The sequence below is a fragment of the Nocardioides panaciterrulae genome, from assembly GCF_013409645.1.
Taxonomy (GTDB): Bacteria; Actinomycetota; Actinomycetes; order Propionibacteriales; family Nocardioidaceae; genus Nocardioides; species Nocardioides panaciterrulae.
The window spans coordinates 2,211,738-2,227,500 of record NZ_JACCBG010000001.1; the positions used below are offsets into that span (position 1 = coordinate 2,211,738).

Annotated in this window: 11 protein-coding genes and 2 rRNA genes (1 of these 13 running past the window's edge); 2 read left to right on the top strand and 11 right to left on the bottom strand. The window is 71.3% G+C overall.

The window, feature by feature from the left end:
* The first annotated feature begins 1 nt into the window (after position 1).
* A complete protein-coding gene (gene pepN, locus BJZ21_RS10410) occupies positions 2–2,473 on the top strand; it encodes an aminopeptidase N (protein WP_179663674.1) in 2,472 nt (823 codons plus the stop codon).
* Between the two features lie 77 nt (positions 2,474–2,550).
* Here the strand turns inward: pepN and pyrG are convergent, their stop codons facing one another.
* The 8 genes from pyrG to BJZ21_RS10450 form a co-directional block, all read right to left on the bottom strand.
* On the bottom strand, positions 2,551–4,257 hold the full coding sequence (gene pyrG, locus BJZ21_RS10415; protein WP_179663676.1) for a CTP synthase: 1,707 nt from the start codon (positions 4,255–4,257) through the stop codon (positions 2,551–2,553).
* A gap of 11 nt (positions 4,258–4,268) precedes the next feature.
* Positions 4,269–5,138: a copper transporter gene (locus BJZ21_RS10420; protein ID WP_179663678.1), complete on the bottom strand. Its 870-nt coding sequence runs from the start codon at positions 5,136–5,138 to the stop codon at positions 4,269–4,271.
* Positions 5,135–6,346 (bottom strand): putative cytokinetic ring protein SteA, encoded by a 1,212-nt coding sequence (gene steA, locus BJZ21_RS10425; protein ID WP_179663680.1) that lies wholly within the window; start codon positions 6,344–6,346, stop codon positions 5,135–5,137. The genes BJZ21_RS10420 and steA overlap by 4 nt, the downstream gene beginning before the upstream one ends.
* 94 nt (positions 6,347–6,440) lie before the next feature.
* Positions 6,441–8,189 (bottom strand): DNA repair protein RecN, encoded by a 1,749-nt coding sequence (recN, locus tag BJZ21_RS10430; protein ID WP_179663682.1) that lies wholly within the window; start codon positions 8,187–8,189, stop codon positions 6,441–6,443.
* Complete coding sequence (locus BJZ21_RS10435; RefSeq protein ID WP_179663684.1) at positions 8,182–9,174, bottom strand: NAD kinase; 993 nt, start codon at positions 9,172–9,174, stop codon at positions 8,182–8,184. Before BJZ21_RS10435 ends, recN begins: the two co-directional genes overlap by 8 nt.
* Complete coding sequence (locus tag BJZ21_RS10440) at positions 9,171–10,010, bottom strand: TlyA family rRNA (cytidine-2'-O)-methyltransferase (RefSeq protein WP_179663686.1); 840 nt, start codon at positions 10,008–10,010, stop codon at positions 9,171–9,173. The genes BJZ21_RS10435 and BJZ21_RS10440 overlap by 4 nt, the downstream gene beginning before the upstream one ends.
* A 5-nt stretch (positions 10,011–10,015) precedes the next feature.
* On the bottom strand, positions 10,016–10,246 hold the full coding sequence (locus BJZ21_RS10445; RefSeq protein WP_179663688.1) for a hypothetical protein: 231 nt from the start codon (positions 10,244–10,246) through the stop codon (positions 10,016–10,018).
* Positions 10,247–10,276: 30 nt separating this feature from the next.
* On the bottom strand, positions 10,277–11,299 hold the full coding sequence (locus BJZ21_RS10450; RefSeq protein ID WP_343052089.1) for an HAD-IIA family hydrolase: 1,023 nt from the start codon (positions 11,297–11,299) through the stop codon (positions 10,277–10,279).
* A gap of 24 nt (positions 11,300–11,323) precedes the next feature.
* Here BJZ21_RS10450 and BJZ21_RS10455 point away from each other — a divergent pair, with 24 nt between their 5' ends.
* Entirely contained in the window at positions 11,324–12,463 is a 1,140-nt protein-coding gene (locus tag BJZ21_RS10455) for a DUF1015 family protein (RefSeq protein ID WP_179663690.1), read from the top strand.
* Here BJZ21_RS10455 and BJZ21_RS10460 read toward each other — a convergent pair.
* The 3 genes from BJZ21_RS10460 to BJZ21_RS10470 form a co-directional block, all read right to left on the bottom strand.
* Complete coding sequence (locus BJZ21_RS10460) at positions 12,423–12,794, bottom strand: single-stranded DNA-binding protein (protein WP_179663692.1); 372 nt, start codon at positions 12,792–12,794, stop codon at positions 12,423–12,425. The two genes, BJZ21_RS10455 and BJZ21_RS10460, sit on opposite strands and share 41 nt — an antisense overlap.
* Positions 12,795–12,959: 165 nt before the next feature.
* Positions 12,960–13,076 (bottom strand): 5S ribosomal RNA (gene rrf, locus BJZ21_RS10465).
* A 176-nt stretch (positions 13,077–13,252) separates the two neighbouring features.
* Positions 13,253–15,763: ribosomal RNA gene (locus tag BJZ21_RS10470) — 23S ribosomal RNA — on the bottom strand; it runs 618 nt beyond the window's last position.

The following is a 15,763-nucleotide window of genomic DNA, read 5'->3' on the forward strand; positions in this document are numbered from 1 at the left end:
CATGACGCAGGGCCACAACGCCCCCCGGATCCGCAGCCTGACCAGGGAGGAGGCCGAGGCCCGCGCGGCCCTGGTCGAGGTCGAGCGCTATGACATCGAGGTCGACATGCGCGGCCTGTTCGAGGGCGAGGTGCTGCAGTCGACCTCCACCGTCAGGTTCCGCTGCCGCCAGCCCGGCGCCGCCACGTTCGTCGACTGCGCGGCCGACGTCAGGTCGGCCACGCTCAACGGCCGCGAGCTGGACCTCGACAGCATCGAGGGCGGCCGGATCCCGCTGAGCGACCTGCAGGCCGAGAACACCCTGGTGGTCGCCGCCGCCCAGTCCGACACCGGCAGCGGCGCGGGCATCCTGCGCACCGTCGACCCCTCCGACAAGCTCGTCTACGTCTGGACCTCCTTCGAGGCCGACGACGCGCGCCGGGCCTGGGCGTGCTTCGACCAGCCGGACCTCAAGGCGCCGCACGCGTTCACGGTGCTCGCGCACGAGACGTGGACGGTCACCAGCAACGGCGCGCCGAGCTCGGTCGAGGACGCCGCCGACGGCGGTCGACGGTGGACCTTCCCCGACACCCCGAAGCTCTCGACCTACGTCGTGGTGGTCAACGCCGGGCCGTTCCACGAGCTGCGCCAGGAGCGGGACGGCTACTCGCTCGGCCTCTACTGCCGGCAGTCCCTCAAGCAGTACCTCGAGCGGGACGCCGGCGAGCTGTTCGACGTCACCGCGGCCGGGCTCGCGTTCTTCGGCGACCGCTTCGGGCAGCCGTTCCCCCAGGAGCGCTACGACCAGGTGTTCGTGCCGAACATGGGTGGCGCCATGGAGAACTGGGGGTGCGTGACCTGGACCGACAGCGTGCTCTACCGCAGCACCCCCACCTACGGGCAGCGCGCCGGCGTCGCCGCGGTGCTGCTGCACGAGATGGCGCACATGTGGTTCGGCGACCTGGTGACCATGCGGTGGTGGGACGACCTGTGGCTCAACGAGGCCTTCGCCTCGTGGGCCTCGACGTTCGCCGCGGTCAACGCCACCGAGTACACCGACGGCTGGGCGACCTTCCTGGCCGGGCTGAAGCTGACCGGCTACCAGATGGACATGGGACCGGCCTCCCACCCGATCCGCGGCGACGTCCCGGACGTGGAGCAGGCGATGGCGAACTTCGACGCGATCACCTACGTCAAGGGCGAGAGCGTGCTCAAGCAGCTGGTCGCCTACGTCGGGGAGGACGCGTTCGTCGAGGGCCTGCGCTCCTACTTCCGGGAGCACGCGTGGGGCAACACCCGCCTCGCCGACCTGATGACGGCCGTCGGCGCGGCCGCGGGCCGCGACCTCACCGACTGGACCACGGCCTGGTTCGACCGGTCCGGCACCGACACGCTGGTGCTGCGCGGCACCGACCTGCAGGCCTTCGGCCCCGACGGCCAGGACCCCCGGCCGCACCACCTCCGGATCGGCGCCTACCGCCGCTCCCCCGACGGCCAGGGCCTCGAGCCGGCCGGCTCGGTACAGGTCGAGACCGCCGGCGTCCGCACCCCGGTGGAGGGGCTCCCGGAGGGCGCCGACCTCTACCTGGTCAACGACCAGGACCTGACCTTCGCCGCGGTGCGCACCGACGAGGACTCCTTGCGGACCATGCTCGAGGCGGCCGGCAGCCTGCCCGAGCCGGTGTCGCGGGCGCTGGCCGTGACCACCGCGTGGGACATGTTGCTCAAGGGCGAGCTCTCGACCGACGAGCTGCTCACCTGCGTGCTGGGCGTGCTCGGCACCGAGCGCAGCCCCGGCGTGGTCGAGCCGTTCTTGGCGCTGGCCCTGCGTGCCGCCGAGCAGTGGAGCCCGCTTCCCGCCGTACCCAGCCAGCTCGCGCGCCTGGCGACGGTCGCCGCCGGGCTGGCCGAGGACCCCGAGCACCGCACGCCGGCCCTGCGCACGCTGGCCGCCTCGGCCACCGAGCCCGCCCACTTCGAGCTGCTGTCCCGGGCCGCGGAGGACAACACCGACCTGGCCTGGCGGATGCTGGTGCGCCGCGCCGCGCTCGGGGAGTACGACGCCGCCGCGGTCGAGGCGTTGCTCGCGCGCGACGCCGACCCGGACGCCCGCGTGCGCGCCCTCGGCGTGACCGCGGCCCGCCCCGAGGAGTCGGCGAAGGCCGAGGTGTGGGCGGAGATCTGGGAGAAGCGGTCGATCCCGGCCGGCCAGCCCCTCTTCGGCCTGGCCCAGTGCTTCTGGCGGCCCACCCAGCACGACCTGCTGCTGCCGTGGACCCACCGCTACCTCGACGAGGTGGGCACGCTCGCCGGCGGTGGCGGCATGCTCGCGGCCGGGTCCCTGGTGCGCAGCACCATGCCCACGACGGCCGACGAGGCCTGGCTGGAGCGGGCCCGGGCGATGGCCGCCGAGCCCGACCAGAACCCGAGCCTGCGCTCGGCCCTGCTCACCGGGGCCGACACCCTGGCCCGGGTGCTCCGCGCCCGCGGCTGAGCCGACACCCCTTCAGAACGCCGAGTCGGCGCTCGTTGACACCTTCGGGCGTCAACGAGCGCCGACTCGGCGGGGGGTCAGTCGTCCTCGGGCTCGTCCTTGCGGCGCAGGCCCGACTCGTCGATCGGGAAGCGCAGCTCGCGCTGCCGCTCGATGGCCGCCCCCACCAGGCCCGCGAACAGCGGGTGCGGGCGGGTCGGCCGCGAGCGGAGCTCGGGGTGCGCCTGCGTCGAGACGTAGTAGGGGTGCACCTCGCGCGGCAGCTCGACGTACTCGACCAGGTTGTTGTCCGGTGAGGTGCCGGAGAACACCAGGCCGGCCGCCTCGAGCTGGTCGCGGTAGGCGTTGTTGACTTCGTAGCGGTGCCGGTGCCGCTCCTCGACCCGGGCGGCTCCATAGGCTCCGCGCACGACCGAGCCCTCCTTGAGCACCGCCGGGTAGAGCCCCAGGCGCATCGTGCCGCCCAGGTCGCCGGCGCCCTCGACGAAGCTCTTCTGCTCCTCCATGGTGGCGATGACCGGCTCCGGGCAGTCCGGGTCGAACTCGGTGGAGGCGGCCTTCTCGAGGCCGGCCATGCTGCGGGCGTACTCGATGACCATGCACTGCAGGCCCAGGCACAGGCCCAGGGTGGGGATGCCGTGGGTGCGCGCGTAGGTCAGCGCACCGAGCTTGCCCTCGATGCCGCGGATGCCGAAGCCGCCCGGGACGCACATCGCGTCGACGTCGTGGAGGTGCCGCGCGGCACCCGCGGGGTCCCGGCACTCGTCGGAGGGGATCCAGCGCAGCTGCACCTTGGCCTCGTGGGCGAAGCCGCCGGCCCGGAGCGCCTCGGCGACCGAGAGGTAGGCGTCGGGCAGGTCGATGTACTTCCCGACCAGCGCCACGGTCACCTCCTCGCTGGGGTGGTGGACCCGGCGCAGCAGGTCGTCCCACACGGTCCAGTCGACGTCGCGGAACGGCAGGTCGAGGCGTCGTACGACGTAGGCGTCCAGGCCCTCGCGGTGCAGGACCTTGGGGATGTCGTAGATCGAGGGGGCGTCGGCGGCGGTGACCACGGCCTCCTCGTCCACGTCGCACATCAGCGAGATCTTCTTCTTGATCGACGCCGGCAGCTCGCGGTCGGCGCGGCAGACGATCGCGTCGGGCTGGATGCCGATCGAGCGGAGCGCCGCGACGGAGTGCTGGGTCGGCTTGGTCTTCAGCTCACCCGACGGGCCGATGAACGGCACCAGCGAGACGTGCAGGAAGAAGCAGTTGTCGCGGCCGATGTCGTGGCGCAGCTGGCGCGCGGCCTCGAGGAACGGCAGCGACTCGATGTCGCCCACGGTGCCGCCGACCTCGGTGATCACCACGTCCACGTGCTGGCCGTCGAGCGGCTCGCCCATGGCCTGGACCCGCTCCTTGATCTCGTTGGTGATGTGCGGGATCACCTGGACGGTGTCCCCCAGGTAGTCGCCGCGCCGCTCCTTCGCGATCACCGTCGAGTAGACCTGACCGGTGGTGACGTTGGCGCGCTGCGAGAGGTCGGTGTCGAGGAACCGCTCGTAGTGCCCGATGTCGAGGTCGGTCTCTGCCCCATCGTCGGTGACGAAGACCTCACCGTGCTGGAACGGGTTCATCGTCCCTGGGTCGACGTTGAGATAGGGGTCGAGCTTCTGCATGGTCACCCGGAGTCCGCGTGAGCGGAGCAGACTGCCCAGGCTCGAGGCCGTGAGGCCCTTCCCGAGCGAGGAGGCAACGCCTCCGGTGACGAAAACATGCTTGGTCGGCGTCCCGTTCTTCACGGGATTCCATCCTACCCGAGAGGGACGGCTCCGTCCGATCCCGACGCACCGAAGGAACCACTCTGGACCTTCAGGGACCGGGCGAGGGCCAGTACGGCGGTGACCTGGCCCACAGCCGACTCGGCGCCGTCGACGGTGGTGAGCTTGTCGGCCACCGGCTCGCTGCGCAGGGCGTGGAGGTCGCCGGACGCGCCCGACGCGGTGTCGCCGGCGACGACGACCCCGGTGGCGGTCGCCGCGAGGCCGGTGAGCAGCCCGGACAGGATCGCCGGGTCCACGCCGTCGCGGCCGAGCACGACCAGCACGAGCGGGGCCCGTGAGGCGCTCTCCGGCGCGGTGACCAGGTCGGCACCGGACAGGCTCTGCCGCAGCGAGGACACCTCGTCGGCGGAGACGCGGGTGCCGGCCAGCGAGAGGCCCAGGAGCCGGCCGATCCGGTCGTAGGTGGAGGAGTCGGCGGGGACCACGCCGTCGTCGAGCTGGGTCATCAGCTGGCTGCCCAGCGTGTCGACGAGGGACTTCTCCCCCGCGGCGACCAGGCTGCGCTGCGCCTTCCAGGTGCCGGTGACCGTGCCCCCGGCCTGCTGGACCTGCGCCGCCAGCGCGCTCACCTCGCCGCCGTCGGCGCCGGGCAGGGTCAGGATCGACACCGGGTGGTCCTTGAGCCGGCCGGCGTAGAGCGTCGGCGCCGCCGCGGTCGCGAACTCCTCGCCGAAGCCGACGGTCCTGCGGGTCTGCTGCTGCTCGGAGCGCGTGGTGGCGGAGGTGGCCCGGGCATCGCGCCCGAGCTCGCTGAGCGGGCCACCGCCCAGGGCGACCCCGATCGCGAGGGCGAGGAAGACGGCGACGAGCGAGACGACGTGGTGGCGGTAGGAGATCACGGCAGGGGTCCTTGGACGGGGAGGGTCACGAGGAGCGTGTGGACGAGGTCGGTCAGGGCGGTGCGCAACGAGTCGACCCACTCGCCGCCGACCGGGGTCACGGCGAGGGCCGCGGCCAGCGCCACGAGCCCGGCGAGCATCACGAGGTAGAGGTGGCGGGGGCGGACCCGTCCGGAGTACAGGTGCGGCACGGCGTGGGCGTCGACCAGCCGCGGGCCGGCCTTGAGCCGGGTGAGGTAGGTGCTCGCCAGGCCGGGTCGCTGCCGGTCCAGGAACTCCTCGAGCGTGGCGCGGAGCCCGACGCCGATGATGACCGAGGCCTCGGCGGCGTCGGCGAGCAGCACCGCGGCGTCCTCGGGCATCGCCCCGGTCTCGAACAGCAGCGGGCGGATCCCGATCCGGTCCAGGTGCTCGGTGACGGTGCGTTCGCCGCCCCGGTCCACCCGGACCACGACGTCGCGGGCGGCCTTGAGGGTCTTCACCGCGGGCCGGGCGCCCTCGTCGGTGCGGGCGTCGAGCACGACGACGTGCGGCCGGTGCCCGGCGGCCCGGAGCAGCTCGGCGCCCCGCTCGACCCCGATGAGCACGGGCTGCTGTTCGCGCAGGAACGCGCGGACGAGCCGGAGCTCGGCGGCGGCCTCGGGACCGTCGGCGACGATCACGACCGGCCGGCCGGCGAGCCGCGTCGCGGTCCGCGGCAGCCCACGGTCGTGCAGCAGCAGGTCCTCCTCGCGGCGGAGGAACTCCGTGCTGTTGTGGGTCAGGGTCTCCAGCTGGCTGGCGAGGCCGCTGCGCGCCTGGTCCATCTCCGCGCGCACGTCGGCCGCCTCGAGCGCCCGGCCGCTGGTCACGGCCTGCTCGCCCACGTGGACGACGCCGTCGTGCAGGCGCACCCGGGCGCCGTCGCGCAGCGCCGCGAAGCCCTCGGGACCGATGCCGTCCACGAGCAGCACTCCGCCGTCGGCGAGCAGCACCGGTCCGAGCGCGGGGTAGCGCCCGGAGATCATCGGGGCCGCGTTGACGACCGCGGCCACGCCGGCGTCGAGGAGGGACTGGGCGGTGCCCCGGTCCATGTCGGTGTGATCCACGACGGCGATGTCGCCCGGCCGGAGCCGGGGCAGCAGCGCACGGGTGCGGCGTTCCACGCGGGCCGTGCCGACCAGCCCGGGGAGGACGGTGCCGCCGCGTTGGCGAGTGGGAAGCTTCATGACCGATCCATGGTGCCAAAGGTCCAGACCGGCCCCCGGCAATGCCGTACGCCGGGCGCGTCGCCCCGAGCGCGTCGCCCGGGCCAGGGCGGGGTCAGCCGGGCGCGCGGGTCGACCGGGCGACCTCGAGCAGCTCCCGGGCGTGCGCGAGCGCGGTGTCGGAGTCGGTCAGGCCGGCCAGCATCCGGGACAGCTCGCGCTCGCGCTCCTCGGCGCCGAGGACGCTCAGCCCCGAGCTCGTGACGGTGCCGTCGGAGGACTTGGCCACGACGACGTGCCGGTCGGCGTACGCCGCGACCTGGGGCAGGTGGGTCACCACCAGGACCTGCGCGTCCTGGGCCAACCGGGCCAGGCGCCGCCCCACCTCGACCGCCGCGGCCCCGCCGACCCCGGCGTCGACCTCGTCGAAGACGAAGGTGGGCACGGGACTGGTGCCGGCCAGCGCGACCTCGAGCGCCAGCATCACCCGCGAGAGCTCGCCGCCGGAGGCGCCCTTGTTCAGCGGGCGCGGCTCACTGCCGGTGTTGGCCGCGAGCAACAGCTCGACCTCGTCGAGGCCGGAGGACCCGAAGCGCAGCCACCGGTCGCCCACCTGCAGCGGCTGGGGGCCGTCGACGCCGGGGTCCTGATCGACCTGGCGCACCTCGACCTCGAGCCGGGCGTGGGGCATGGCGAGCAGCGTCAGCTCCTCGGTGACCTCGCCCGCGAGCCGGACGGCCGCGGCGGCGCGCGCGGCGGACAGGGCGGTGCCGGTCTCGGCGAGCTGCGCCCGCAGCGCGCGCTGGTCGGCGCGCAGCTGCTCGATCCGCTCGTCGGTGCCGTCGAGCTCCAGGAGCCGTTGGGAGGAGGTCTGCGCCCAGGCGAGCACCTCGTCGATGGTCTCGCCGTACTTGCGGGTGAGAGCACCGAGCGCGGCGCGCCGCTCCGAGACCGCGGCGAGCCGGGCGGGGTCGGTCTCGACCCGGCTGGCGTAGGACGCCACGTCGGCGGCCAGGTCGGAGAGCAGGTAGGTGATCTCGGTGAGCCGGTCGGCGAGCTCGCCGGCCTCGGGGTCGTGCGTGCGCACGCCGTCGAGGAGCGAGCGAGCGGCGGCGGTGGTGGCCAGCGCGTCGGGCTGGTCCTGCTCGCTGGAGAGGGCCTCCCGGGCCTGCTCGGCCGCGGTGCGCAACGTGTCGGCGAACCCGAGGCGCGACTCCTCGGCCGCCAGGGTGGTGTCCTCGCCCGGCTCCGGGGCGACGGCCTCGATCTCGCCGAGCCCGAAGCGCAGCAGGTCGGCCTCCCGGACCCGGTCCCGGGCACTGGCGACGACCTCGTCGAGCTCGCGCTCGGTCCGCAGCAGCCGCCCGTGCAGGTCCTGCCACGTCGCCAGCAGCGCGGCGACCCGGTCGCCGCCGAACCGGTCCAGCGCCTCACGCTGGGCGCGCGGGCGCAGCAGCCGGTGCTGGTCGGACTGCCCGTGCACCGCCACCAGCGGCTCGGCCACGTCGGCCAGCACCGACACCGGCACGGCCGCACCGCCGACGAAGGCGCGCGAGCGGCCCTCGGCGGAGACGTTGCGCGCGAGGACGACCCGGCCGTCCTCGACCTCGCCACCCGCGTCCTCCACCGCGGCGGCGAACGACGCGAGGTTCCCGGCGCGGACCACGCCCTCGATGCGGGCGGTCCTGGCCCCCGAGCGGACGGCCCCACTGTCCGCGCGGCCGCCGAGCAGCAGGCCCAGCGCGGTCACGATCATGGTCTTGCCGGCGCCGGTCTCACCGGTGATCACGGTCAGCCCGGGACCGAGCTCGAGGGTCGAGGACTCGATCACGCCCAGCGACCCGATCCGGATCTCCTCAAGCATCGTGCCCCTCGTCGAGCCGGCGTCGGCGCTCGCTCGAGCCCCGCCACCCCTCGACGGGCAGCCCGAACTTCGCGACCAGGCGGTCGGTGAAGGGCGCCTCGTGCAGGCGGACCAGTCGCACCGGGCTGTGGCCGCGCCGCACCTCGATCCGGGCGCCGGGCGGCAGGTCGACCGCGCGCCGCCCGTCGCACCACAGCACGCCGGCCCCGTCGGTGCGCGCCAGCAGCTCCACGGCGAGCACGGAGGTCGGAGCGACCACCATCGGCCGGGCGAACAGCGCGTGGGCGCTGATCGGCACCATCAGCAGCGCCTCGACGCCCGGCCACACCACCGGCCCGCCGGCGCTGAAGTTGTAGGCCGTGGAGCCGGTGGGGGTGGCACAGACGACACCGTCGCAGCCCCAGCGCGACAGCGGGCGGCCGTCGATCTCCACGACCACCTCGAGCATCCGCTCCCGGGCGGCCTTCTCGACGCTGGCCTCGTTCAGCGCGAACGTGCTGGTCACCACCTCGCCGTCACGGTAGACCCGCACGTCGAGCGTCATCCGCTCCTCCGCGGAGTAGCGCCGGTGGACGATCGCGTCGATGGTGGACTCGACGTCGTCGTGCTCGGCCTCGGCGAGGAAGCCGACGTGGCCGAGGTTCACCCCCAGGACCGGGGTGCCGGTGACGTGGGTCAGCTCGGCGGCGCGCAGGATGGTCCCGTCCCCGCCGATGACCAGGACCAGCTCGCAGTCCACGGACGCGCTCGGGTCCTCCTCGGCCAGCTCCAGCGGCGGGTCGAACTGGTCGGGCGTGACCTGGAGATCCTGCGCCTCGCCGGCGAGCAGCCGCACCGCGATGCCGTGACCGGTCAGCGCCTTGCAGAACGACCGGGCCACCTCGCGCGCCTCGTCACGGCCGGTGTGGGCGAGCAGCAGGACGCGACGCGGCGTGCTCTCGCCGCGCGTGGGCGGCGAGGCGGGCGGGGTGCTGGGCTCGTTCACGGCTCCACCTTCTCACCCGCCGCCCCCGGTGGGGCGGCGGCCCGGACAACCGCGTGGACGTGGTCGGCGTCGATGGCCGGCGGCGCGTGGCGCAGCCACAGGAAGAACTCGACGTTGCCGGAGGGGCCGGGCAGCGGACTGGTCGTGACCGCCTGCGCGCCCCAGCCGCGCTGCGCCGCCGCCTCGGCGACGGCGGTCACCGCCTCGGCTCGCAGGACCGGGTCGCGCACGACGCCCCCCTTGCCGAGCCGCTCCTTGCCGACCTCGAACTGGGGCTTGACCATGAGCGCGAGGTCACCGTCGGGGGCGGTCACGCCGATCAACGCGTCCAGCACCAAGCCGAGGGAGATGAACGACAGGTCACCGACCACGAGGTCGACCGGTCCCCCGATGGTCTCGGTCGTGAGCTCGCGCACGTTGGTGCGGTCGTGGACGACCACCCGCTCGTCCTGCTGCAGCTTCCAGGCCAGCTGGCCGTAACCGACGTCCACCGCGACCACCTGGCCGGCGCCGTGGCGCAGCAGCACGTCGGTGAAGCCGCCCGTGGACGCGCCGGCGTCCAGGCAGCGCCGGCCCTGGACGACCAGGCCCGCGGGCTCGAACGCGGCCAGCGCCCCGGCGAGCTTGTGGCCACCGCGGGAGACGTAGTCGGGGCGGTCGGGATCGTCGGCCACCACGAGGGCGACGTCGGTGGTGACGCCGGTGGCCGGCTTGGTGGCGAGCGCGCCCTGGACCTTGACCCGGCGGGCGGCGATCAGCTCACTGGCGTGCTCGCGCGACCTGGCCAGCCCGCGGCGGACCAGCTCGGCGTCCAGGCGGAGACGGCGTGGCGGCACGTCGGTCAGCGCGTGGGCTGCTGGCCGGCGGCGGCCTCGGCGTCGAGGGCGCGGCGCAGCTGCTCGTGGGCGGTCTCGAAGACCCCGACGTGCTCCTCGATCGGACGCTCCTCGAGCTCCTCGACCGCCGCGATCACCTCGTCGACCCGCGGCACCCCCGTGCGGACCCGCTCGGCCTCGACCGGGCCGGCGGCCGCGCTCTGGGCCGCCTCGTCGGCCGGCAGCTCCTCAGTCATGGTTCGAGCCTATCCCCCGCGACCTCCCGCTCACGGTGCGGGCGCGCGCAGCCCGTCGACCCGGGGCGGCTCGCCGGTGCGGTCGCGGTGGTCCCACGCCGCGACGGCGACCACCCGCCACCAGTCCGGCACCGAGCCGTCCCCGGAGACCGCCAGCCGACCCTCGGCCACCCTCGCCGCCCACCCGCCGAGCCGCCAGGCGTCGCCGTCCTGCTCGGGCGCCGGCTGCGGCTCGTTGAGCCCTCCGAGGTCGGGGCTGAGGTAGGTCGGCCGCTCCTCGGGCCTGGCGGCGACCAGCTCCGGCAACCCGGTCACCCCGGTCAGCACCAGCAGCGAGTCCACGCCGGCGTTGCGGGCTCCGGCGATGTCGGTGTCCAGCCGGTCACCGACCATCAGCGGGTGGGTGCCACCGACCCGGCGGACGGTCTCGTCGAGCAGCGGCCGCGCGGGCTTGCCGGCGACGTCGGGTTCGACGCCGCTGAAGCGACGCAGCATCGCGACCAGGACACCGTGCCCCGGGGCCGCGCCGTACGCCGTGGGAAAGGTCATGTCGGTGTTGCTGGCGACCCAGGGCAGCCCGTCGCGGATCCGCACCGCCGCCCGCATGACGTCGCGCCAGACGGCGTCGGGGTCGTAGCCGGTGACGATGGCCTCGGCGTCGGCCTCGACCCGCACCGGCTCCAGGTCCTGCTCCCGCAGGGCGGTCTCGAGACCGGCGGCACCGAGGAGGGCGATGCGCGCGCCCGCCCCGAACCGGTCGCGCAGCACCCGGGCGGCCGCCTGCGAGGAGGTCACCACGTCCTGCTCGCCGGCCGGGACGCCCAGGTCGGCGAGGTGCGCGGCCACCACCGCGGCGGGACGCGAGGCGTTGTTGGTGATGTAGGCGAGTCGCAGCCCGGCCTTGGCCGCCGACGCCAGGTGGTCGGGCGCACCCGGCACCGCCTCACCGTCGATGTAGACGACCCCGTCGAGGTCGAGCATCGCCAGGTCGTAGGCATCGTGCAGGGGGGACTCGGACGCGCCGAGCATGCAGACCTCCTCGGGGGTGGGCACCTGTCAGCACCCTACGATGCTCCGATGGACGAGAGCAGCGTGGTCACCCCGCCGTACCTGGCCGGGCCGCTCCGCCTGCTGCCGTTCCGGGCGCTGATGCTCTCCCCCGCCCGGATCGGCGACCCGTCGTCCGCCCGCGCCTTCGTCCGGCCCTACCGCGACGTCGCCGACCGGCTGCGCCGCTGGGAGCGGACCGGACAGGTGCGCCACGACTCCGAGCCCGCGATCTACCTGCACGAGTACACCGCCGGCGGCATCACGGTCCGGGGCCTGGTGGGCGCGCTGGACCTCTCCCACCGGGCGGTCACGCGTGGTGAGCGTGCGGTGTTCCCCCACGAGGGCATCCACCCGCTCCAGGTGGCCGACCTCGCGGACCGGATGCTCGAGATGCAGGTCAATCCGGCGCCGATCCTGCTCGTGCACCGCGGCCATGCCGCGGTGCGGGGCATCGTCGAGGAGCTGCTCGAGACCGAGCCCGACCACGCCTTCACCGACCGTGGCGGCCAGCGGCACCGCGTCTGGGCGGTGCGCGGGACCGACCAGCTGGCGGCCCTGGACGACGCGTTGGCGGGCTCCCGCGCGCTGATCGCCGACGGTCACCACCGCTATGCGGCCTACCTGCGGCTGCAGGAGGAGGCGCCCGGCGGCCCCGGCGACCTCGGTCTCGCGATGCTCGTGGACCAGGACGACACGCCGCTCTTCCTCGGCCCCATCCACCGGGTGCTCGCCGGCACCACCCTGGACCAGCTGGAGTCCGCGGCCGCGCGCTCGGGCGCGACCTTCGACCGCACGACCGAGGCACAGGCGGTGGCCCGCCTGGGCCCCGACACGCTGGCCGCCACCGACGGTGTCGCCTGGGCCTCGGTGCACCTCGAGGTCCCCCGCAACCGGGCCGCCGTCGAGGTCGTGCACGAACAGCTGGTCCCGGCGCTGCCCGTTCGGCCGGACGAGGTCGGCCGGCACCACTCGGTGGAGGACGCCCTGGCCCAGGTGCGCGCCGGCTCGGGCGTGGCGCTGCTGTTGCCGGCCCCGGACTTCGACCTCGTGCTCAGGATCGTCGCGGCCGGCCGGCTGCTGCCCGAGAAGGCCACGTCGTTCCAGCCCAAGCCGCACCTCGGGGTGCTCATCCGGTCCCTGCGCGACGAACCAGTCGCCCGCCGCTGACCTCGACCTCGCACCGCGAGGCGGTCGCGCCCCCCGCCCGGAAGAAGCGCCGCCGCAGCGCGCCGGACACCTCGACCTGGTCGCCCTCGCACCAGGTGGCCACCGACCGGCGCACCCGGCCGGCCCAGACCGCGCAGTCGAGGACGTCGACGCTCTGCCGCGAACCACCGCGGCCGCCGGCGCGGGGCACGACGAGGCGGAACGTCCACACCACGTCACCACTGGGCAGGACCCGTTCCTCCGGCGCCCGCGACACCCGCCCCGCCAATCGGACCTCGTTGCAGGGCTCCGTCCCGACAGCCGCCCGCCGGTTCCCCTTCGGTGCGCTCATCGCCCCTCACCTCCCGGCACCAGCCTGCCGCCGGTCCGGGCGGCACGCGGCCCATCAGGCCCACGCTGGGGAGAAGGCGGCGGGACGGGTCGTTGTGGACGAGATCCGGGCCGCAAATGTGCAGGAGGGCCACCCCTGTTGCGGGGTGGCCCTCCTGGAATGTTTGTCCGGCGGCGTCCTACTCTCCCACAGCCTCGCGACTGCAGTACCATCGGCGCTGAAAGGCTTAACTTCCGGGTTCGGGATGGGACCGGGTGTTTCCCTTTCGCTATGGCCGCCGTAACTCTGGCGGAGACACACACATCCCACACACACGGTGTCAGGGGGTGTCTCCAAGCTGGAGTGTTCGACTCATATATTGAGTTCTCATGACCAACGGCTTGTTGGTTGGGAACTGCGTAGTGGACGCGTAGCACACACCGCATGCGGTGTCTCGTGGTGTTGTGGTGATGTGGTTGTGGGACAAGCCCTCGGCCTATTAGTACCGGTCGGCTGGGCATTACTGCTGTACACCTCCGGCCTATCAACCCAGTGTTCTGCTGGGGGCCTTACCCCATCGAGTGGGTGGGAAACCTCATCTTGAAACGTGCTTCCCGCTTAGATGCATTCAGCGGTTATCACTTCCGAACGTAGCTAACCAGCCGTGCCCCTGGCGGGACAACTGGCACACCAGAGGTTCGTCCATCCCGGTCCTCTCGTACTAGGGACAGCCTTTCTCAAGTTTCCTGCGCGCGCGGCGGATAGGGACCGAACTGTCTCACGACGTTCTAAACCCAGCTCGCGTGCCGCTTTAATGGGCGAACAGCCCAACCCTTGGGACCTACTCCAGCCCCAGGATGCGACGAGCCGACATCGAGGTGCCAAACCATCCCGTCGATATGGACTCTTGGGGAAGATCAGCCTGTTATCCCCGGGGTACCTTTTATCCGTTGAGCGACGTCGCTTCCACATGCCGACGCCGGATCACTAGTTCCGACTTTCGTCCCTGCTCGACATGTCTGTCTCACAGTCAAGCTCCCTTGTGCACTTACACTCAACACCTGATTGCCAACCAGGCTGAGGGAACCTTTGAGCGCCTCCGTTACATTTTAGGAGGCAACCGCCCCAGTTAAACTACCCATCAGGCACTGTCCCTGATCCGGATTACGGACCTAGGTTAGACATCTAGTACGACCAGAGTGGTATTTCAACGTTGACTCCACCCCGACTGGCGTCGAGGTTTCACAGTCTCCCACCTATCCTACACAAGCCGAACCAAACACCAATACCAAACTATAGTAAAGGTCCCGGGGTCTTTCCGTCCTGCCGCGCGTAACGAGCATCTTTACTCGTAGTGCAATTTCGCCGAGTCCACGGTTGAGACAGCGCCCAAGTCGTTACTCCATTCGTGCAGGTCGGAACTTACCCGACAAGGAATTTCGCTACCTTAGGATGGTTATAGTTACCACCGCCGTTTACTGGGGCTTAAGTTCTGAGCTTCGCAGTTACCTGCTGACCCGTCCCCTTAACCTTCCAGCACCGGGCAGGAGTCAGTCCGTATACATCGTCTTACAACTTCGCACGGACCTGTGTTTTTAGTAAACAGTCGCTTGGGCCTGGTCTCTGCGGCCATCACCGCTCCCACCGCTAGGGCGTTCACGGATCCGGCCCCCCTTCTCCCGAAGTTACGGGGGCATTTTGCCGAGTTCCTTAACCATGGTTCGCTCGATCGCCTTGGTATTCTCTACCTGATCACCTGAGTCGGTTTGGGGTACGGGCGGCGCGTAGCTCGCTAGAGGTTTTTCTCGACAGCATAGGATCATCCACTTCCCCCCAACGGGGTCCCCATCACATCTCAAGCTCGACATCAAAGTCAGGGAACCGGATTTACCTGGATCCCGCCCTACATGCTTAGCCGTACACAACCATCGGTACGGTTGGACTACCTTCCTGCGTCACCCCATCGCTTGACTACTACCAGTTCGGGTCCCACGCTACGCTCACCAGCCTCGCCCCGAAGGGTCCGGTCCGATGAGTTTCGGATGGTTAGCATCACCAGGTTCGTCATGGGCGCTACTTTGCCGGTACGGGAATATCAACCCGTTGTCCATCGACTACGCCTGTCGGCCTCGCCTTAGGTCCCGACTTACCCAGGGCAGATTAGCTTGACCCTGGAACCCTTGATCATTCGGCGCAAGTGTTTCTCACACTTGATTCGCTACTCATGCCTGCATTCTCACTCGTGCCGTCTCCACCCCTGGGTCACCCCGAGGCTTCACTGCCGGCACGACGCTCCCCTACCCATCCACACACCTGAACCAACCTCAAAGGCGGCTAGGCTAACGCGTGAATGCCATAGCTTCGGCGGATGACTTGAGCCCCGCTACATTGTCGGCGCGGAATCACTTGACCAGTGAGCTATTACGCACTCTTTCAAGGGTGGCTGCTTCCAAGCCAACCTCCTGGTTGTCACTGCGACTCCACATCCTTTTCCACTTAGTCACCGCTTAGGGGCCTTAGCTGATGGTCTGGGCTGTTTCCCTCTCGACTACGGAGCTTATCCCCCGCAGTCTCACTGCTGCGCTCTCACTTACCGGCATTCGGAGTTTGGCTAACGTCAGTAACCTGGTAGGGCCCATCGGCTATCCAGTGCTCTACCTCCGGCAAGAAACACGCAACGCTGCACCTAAATGCATTTCGGGGAGAACCAGCTATCACGAAGTTTGATTGGCCTTTCACCCCTATCCACAGGTCATCCCCTCAGTTTTCAACCTAAGTGGGTTCGGTCCTCCACGTCGTCTTACCGACGCTTCAACCTGCCCATGGATAGATCACTTCGCTTCGGGTCTTGATCGTGCTACTCAAACGCCCTATTCGGACTCGCTTTCGCTACGGCTTCCCCACACGGGTTAACCTCGCAACACAACGCAAACTCGCAGGCTCATTCTTCAAAAGGCACGCCGTCACAACCCCACAAGGAGATCGCTCCG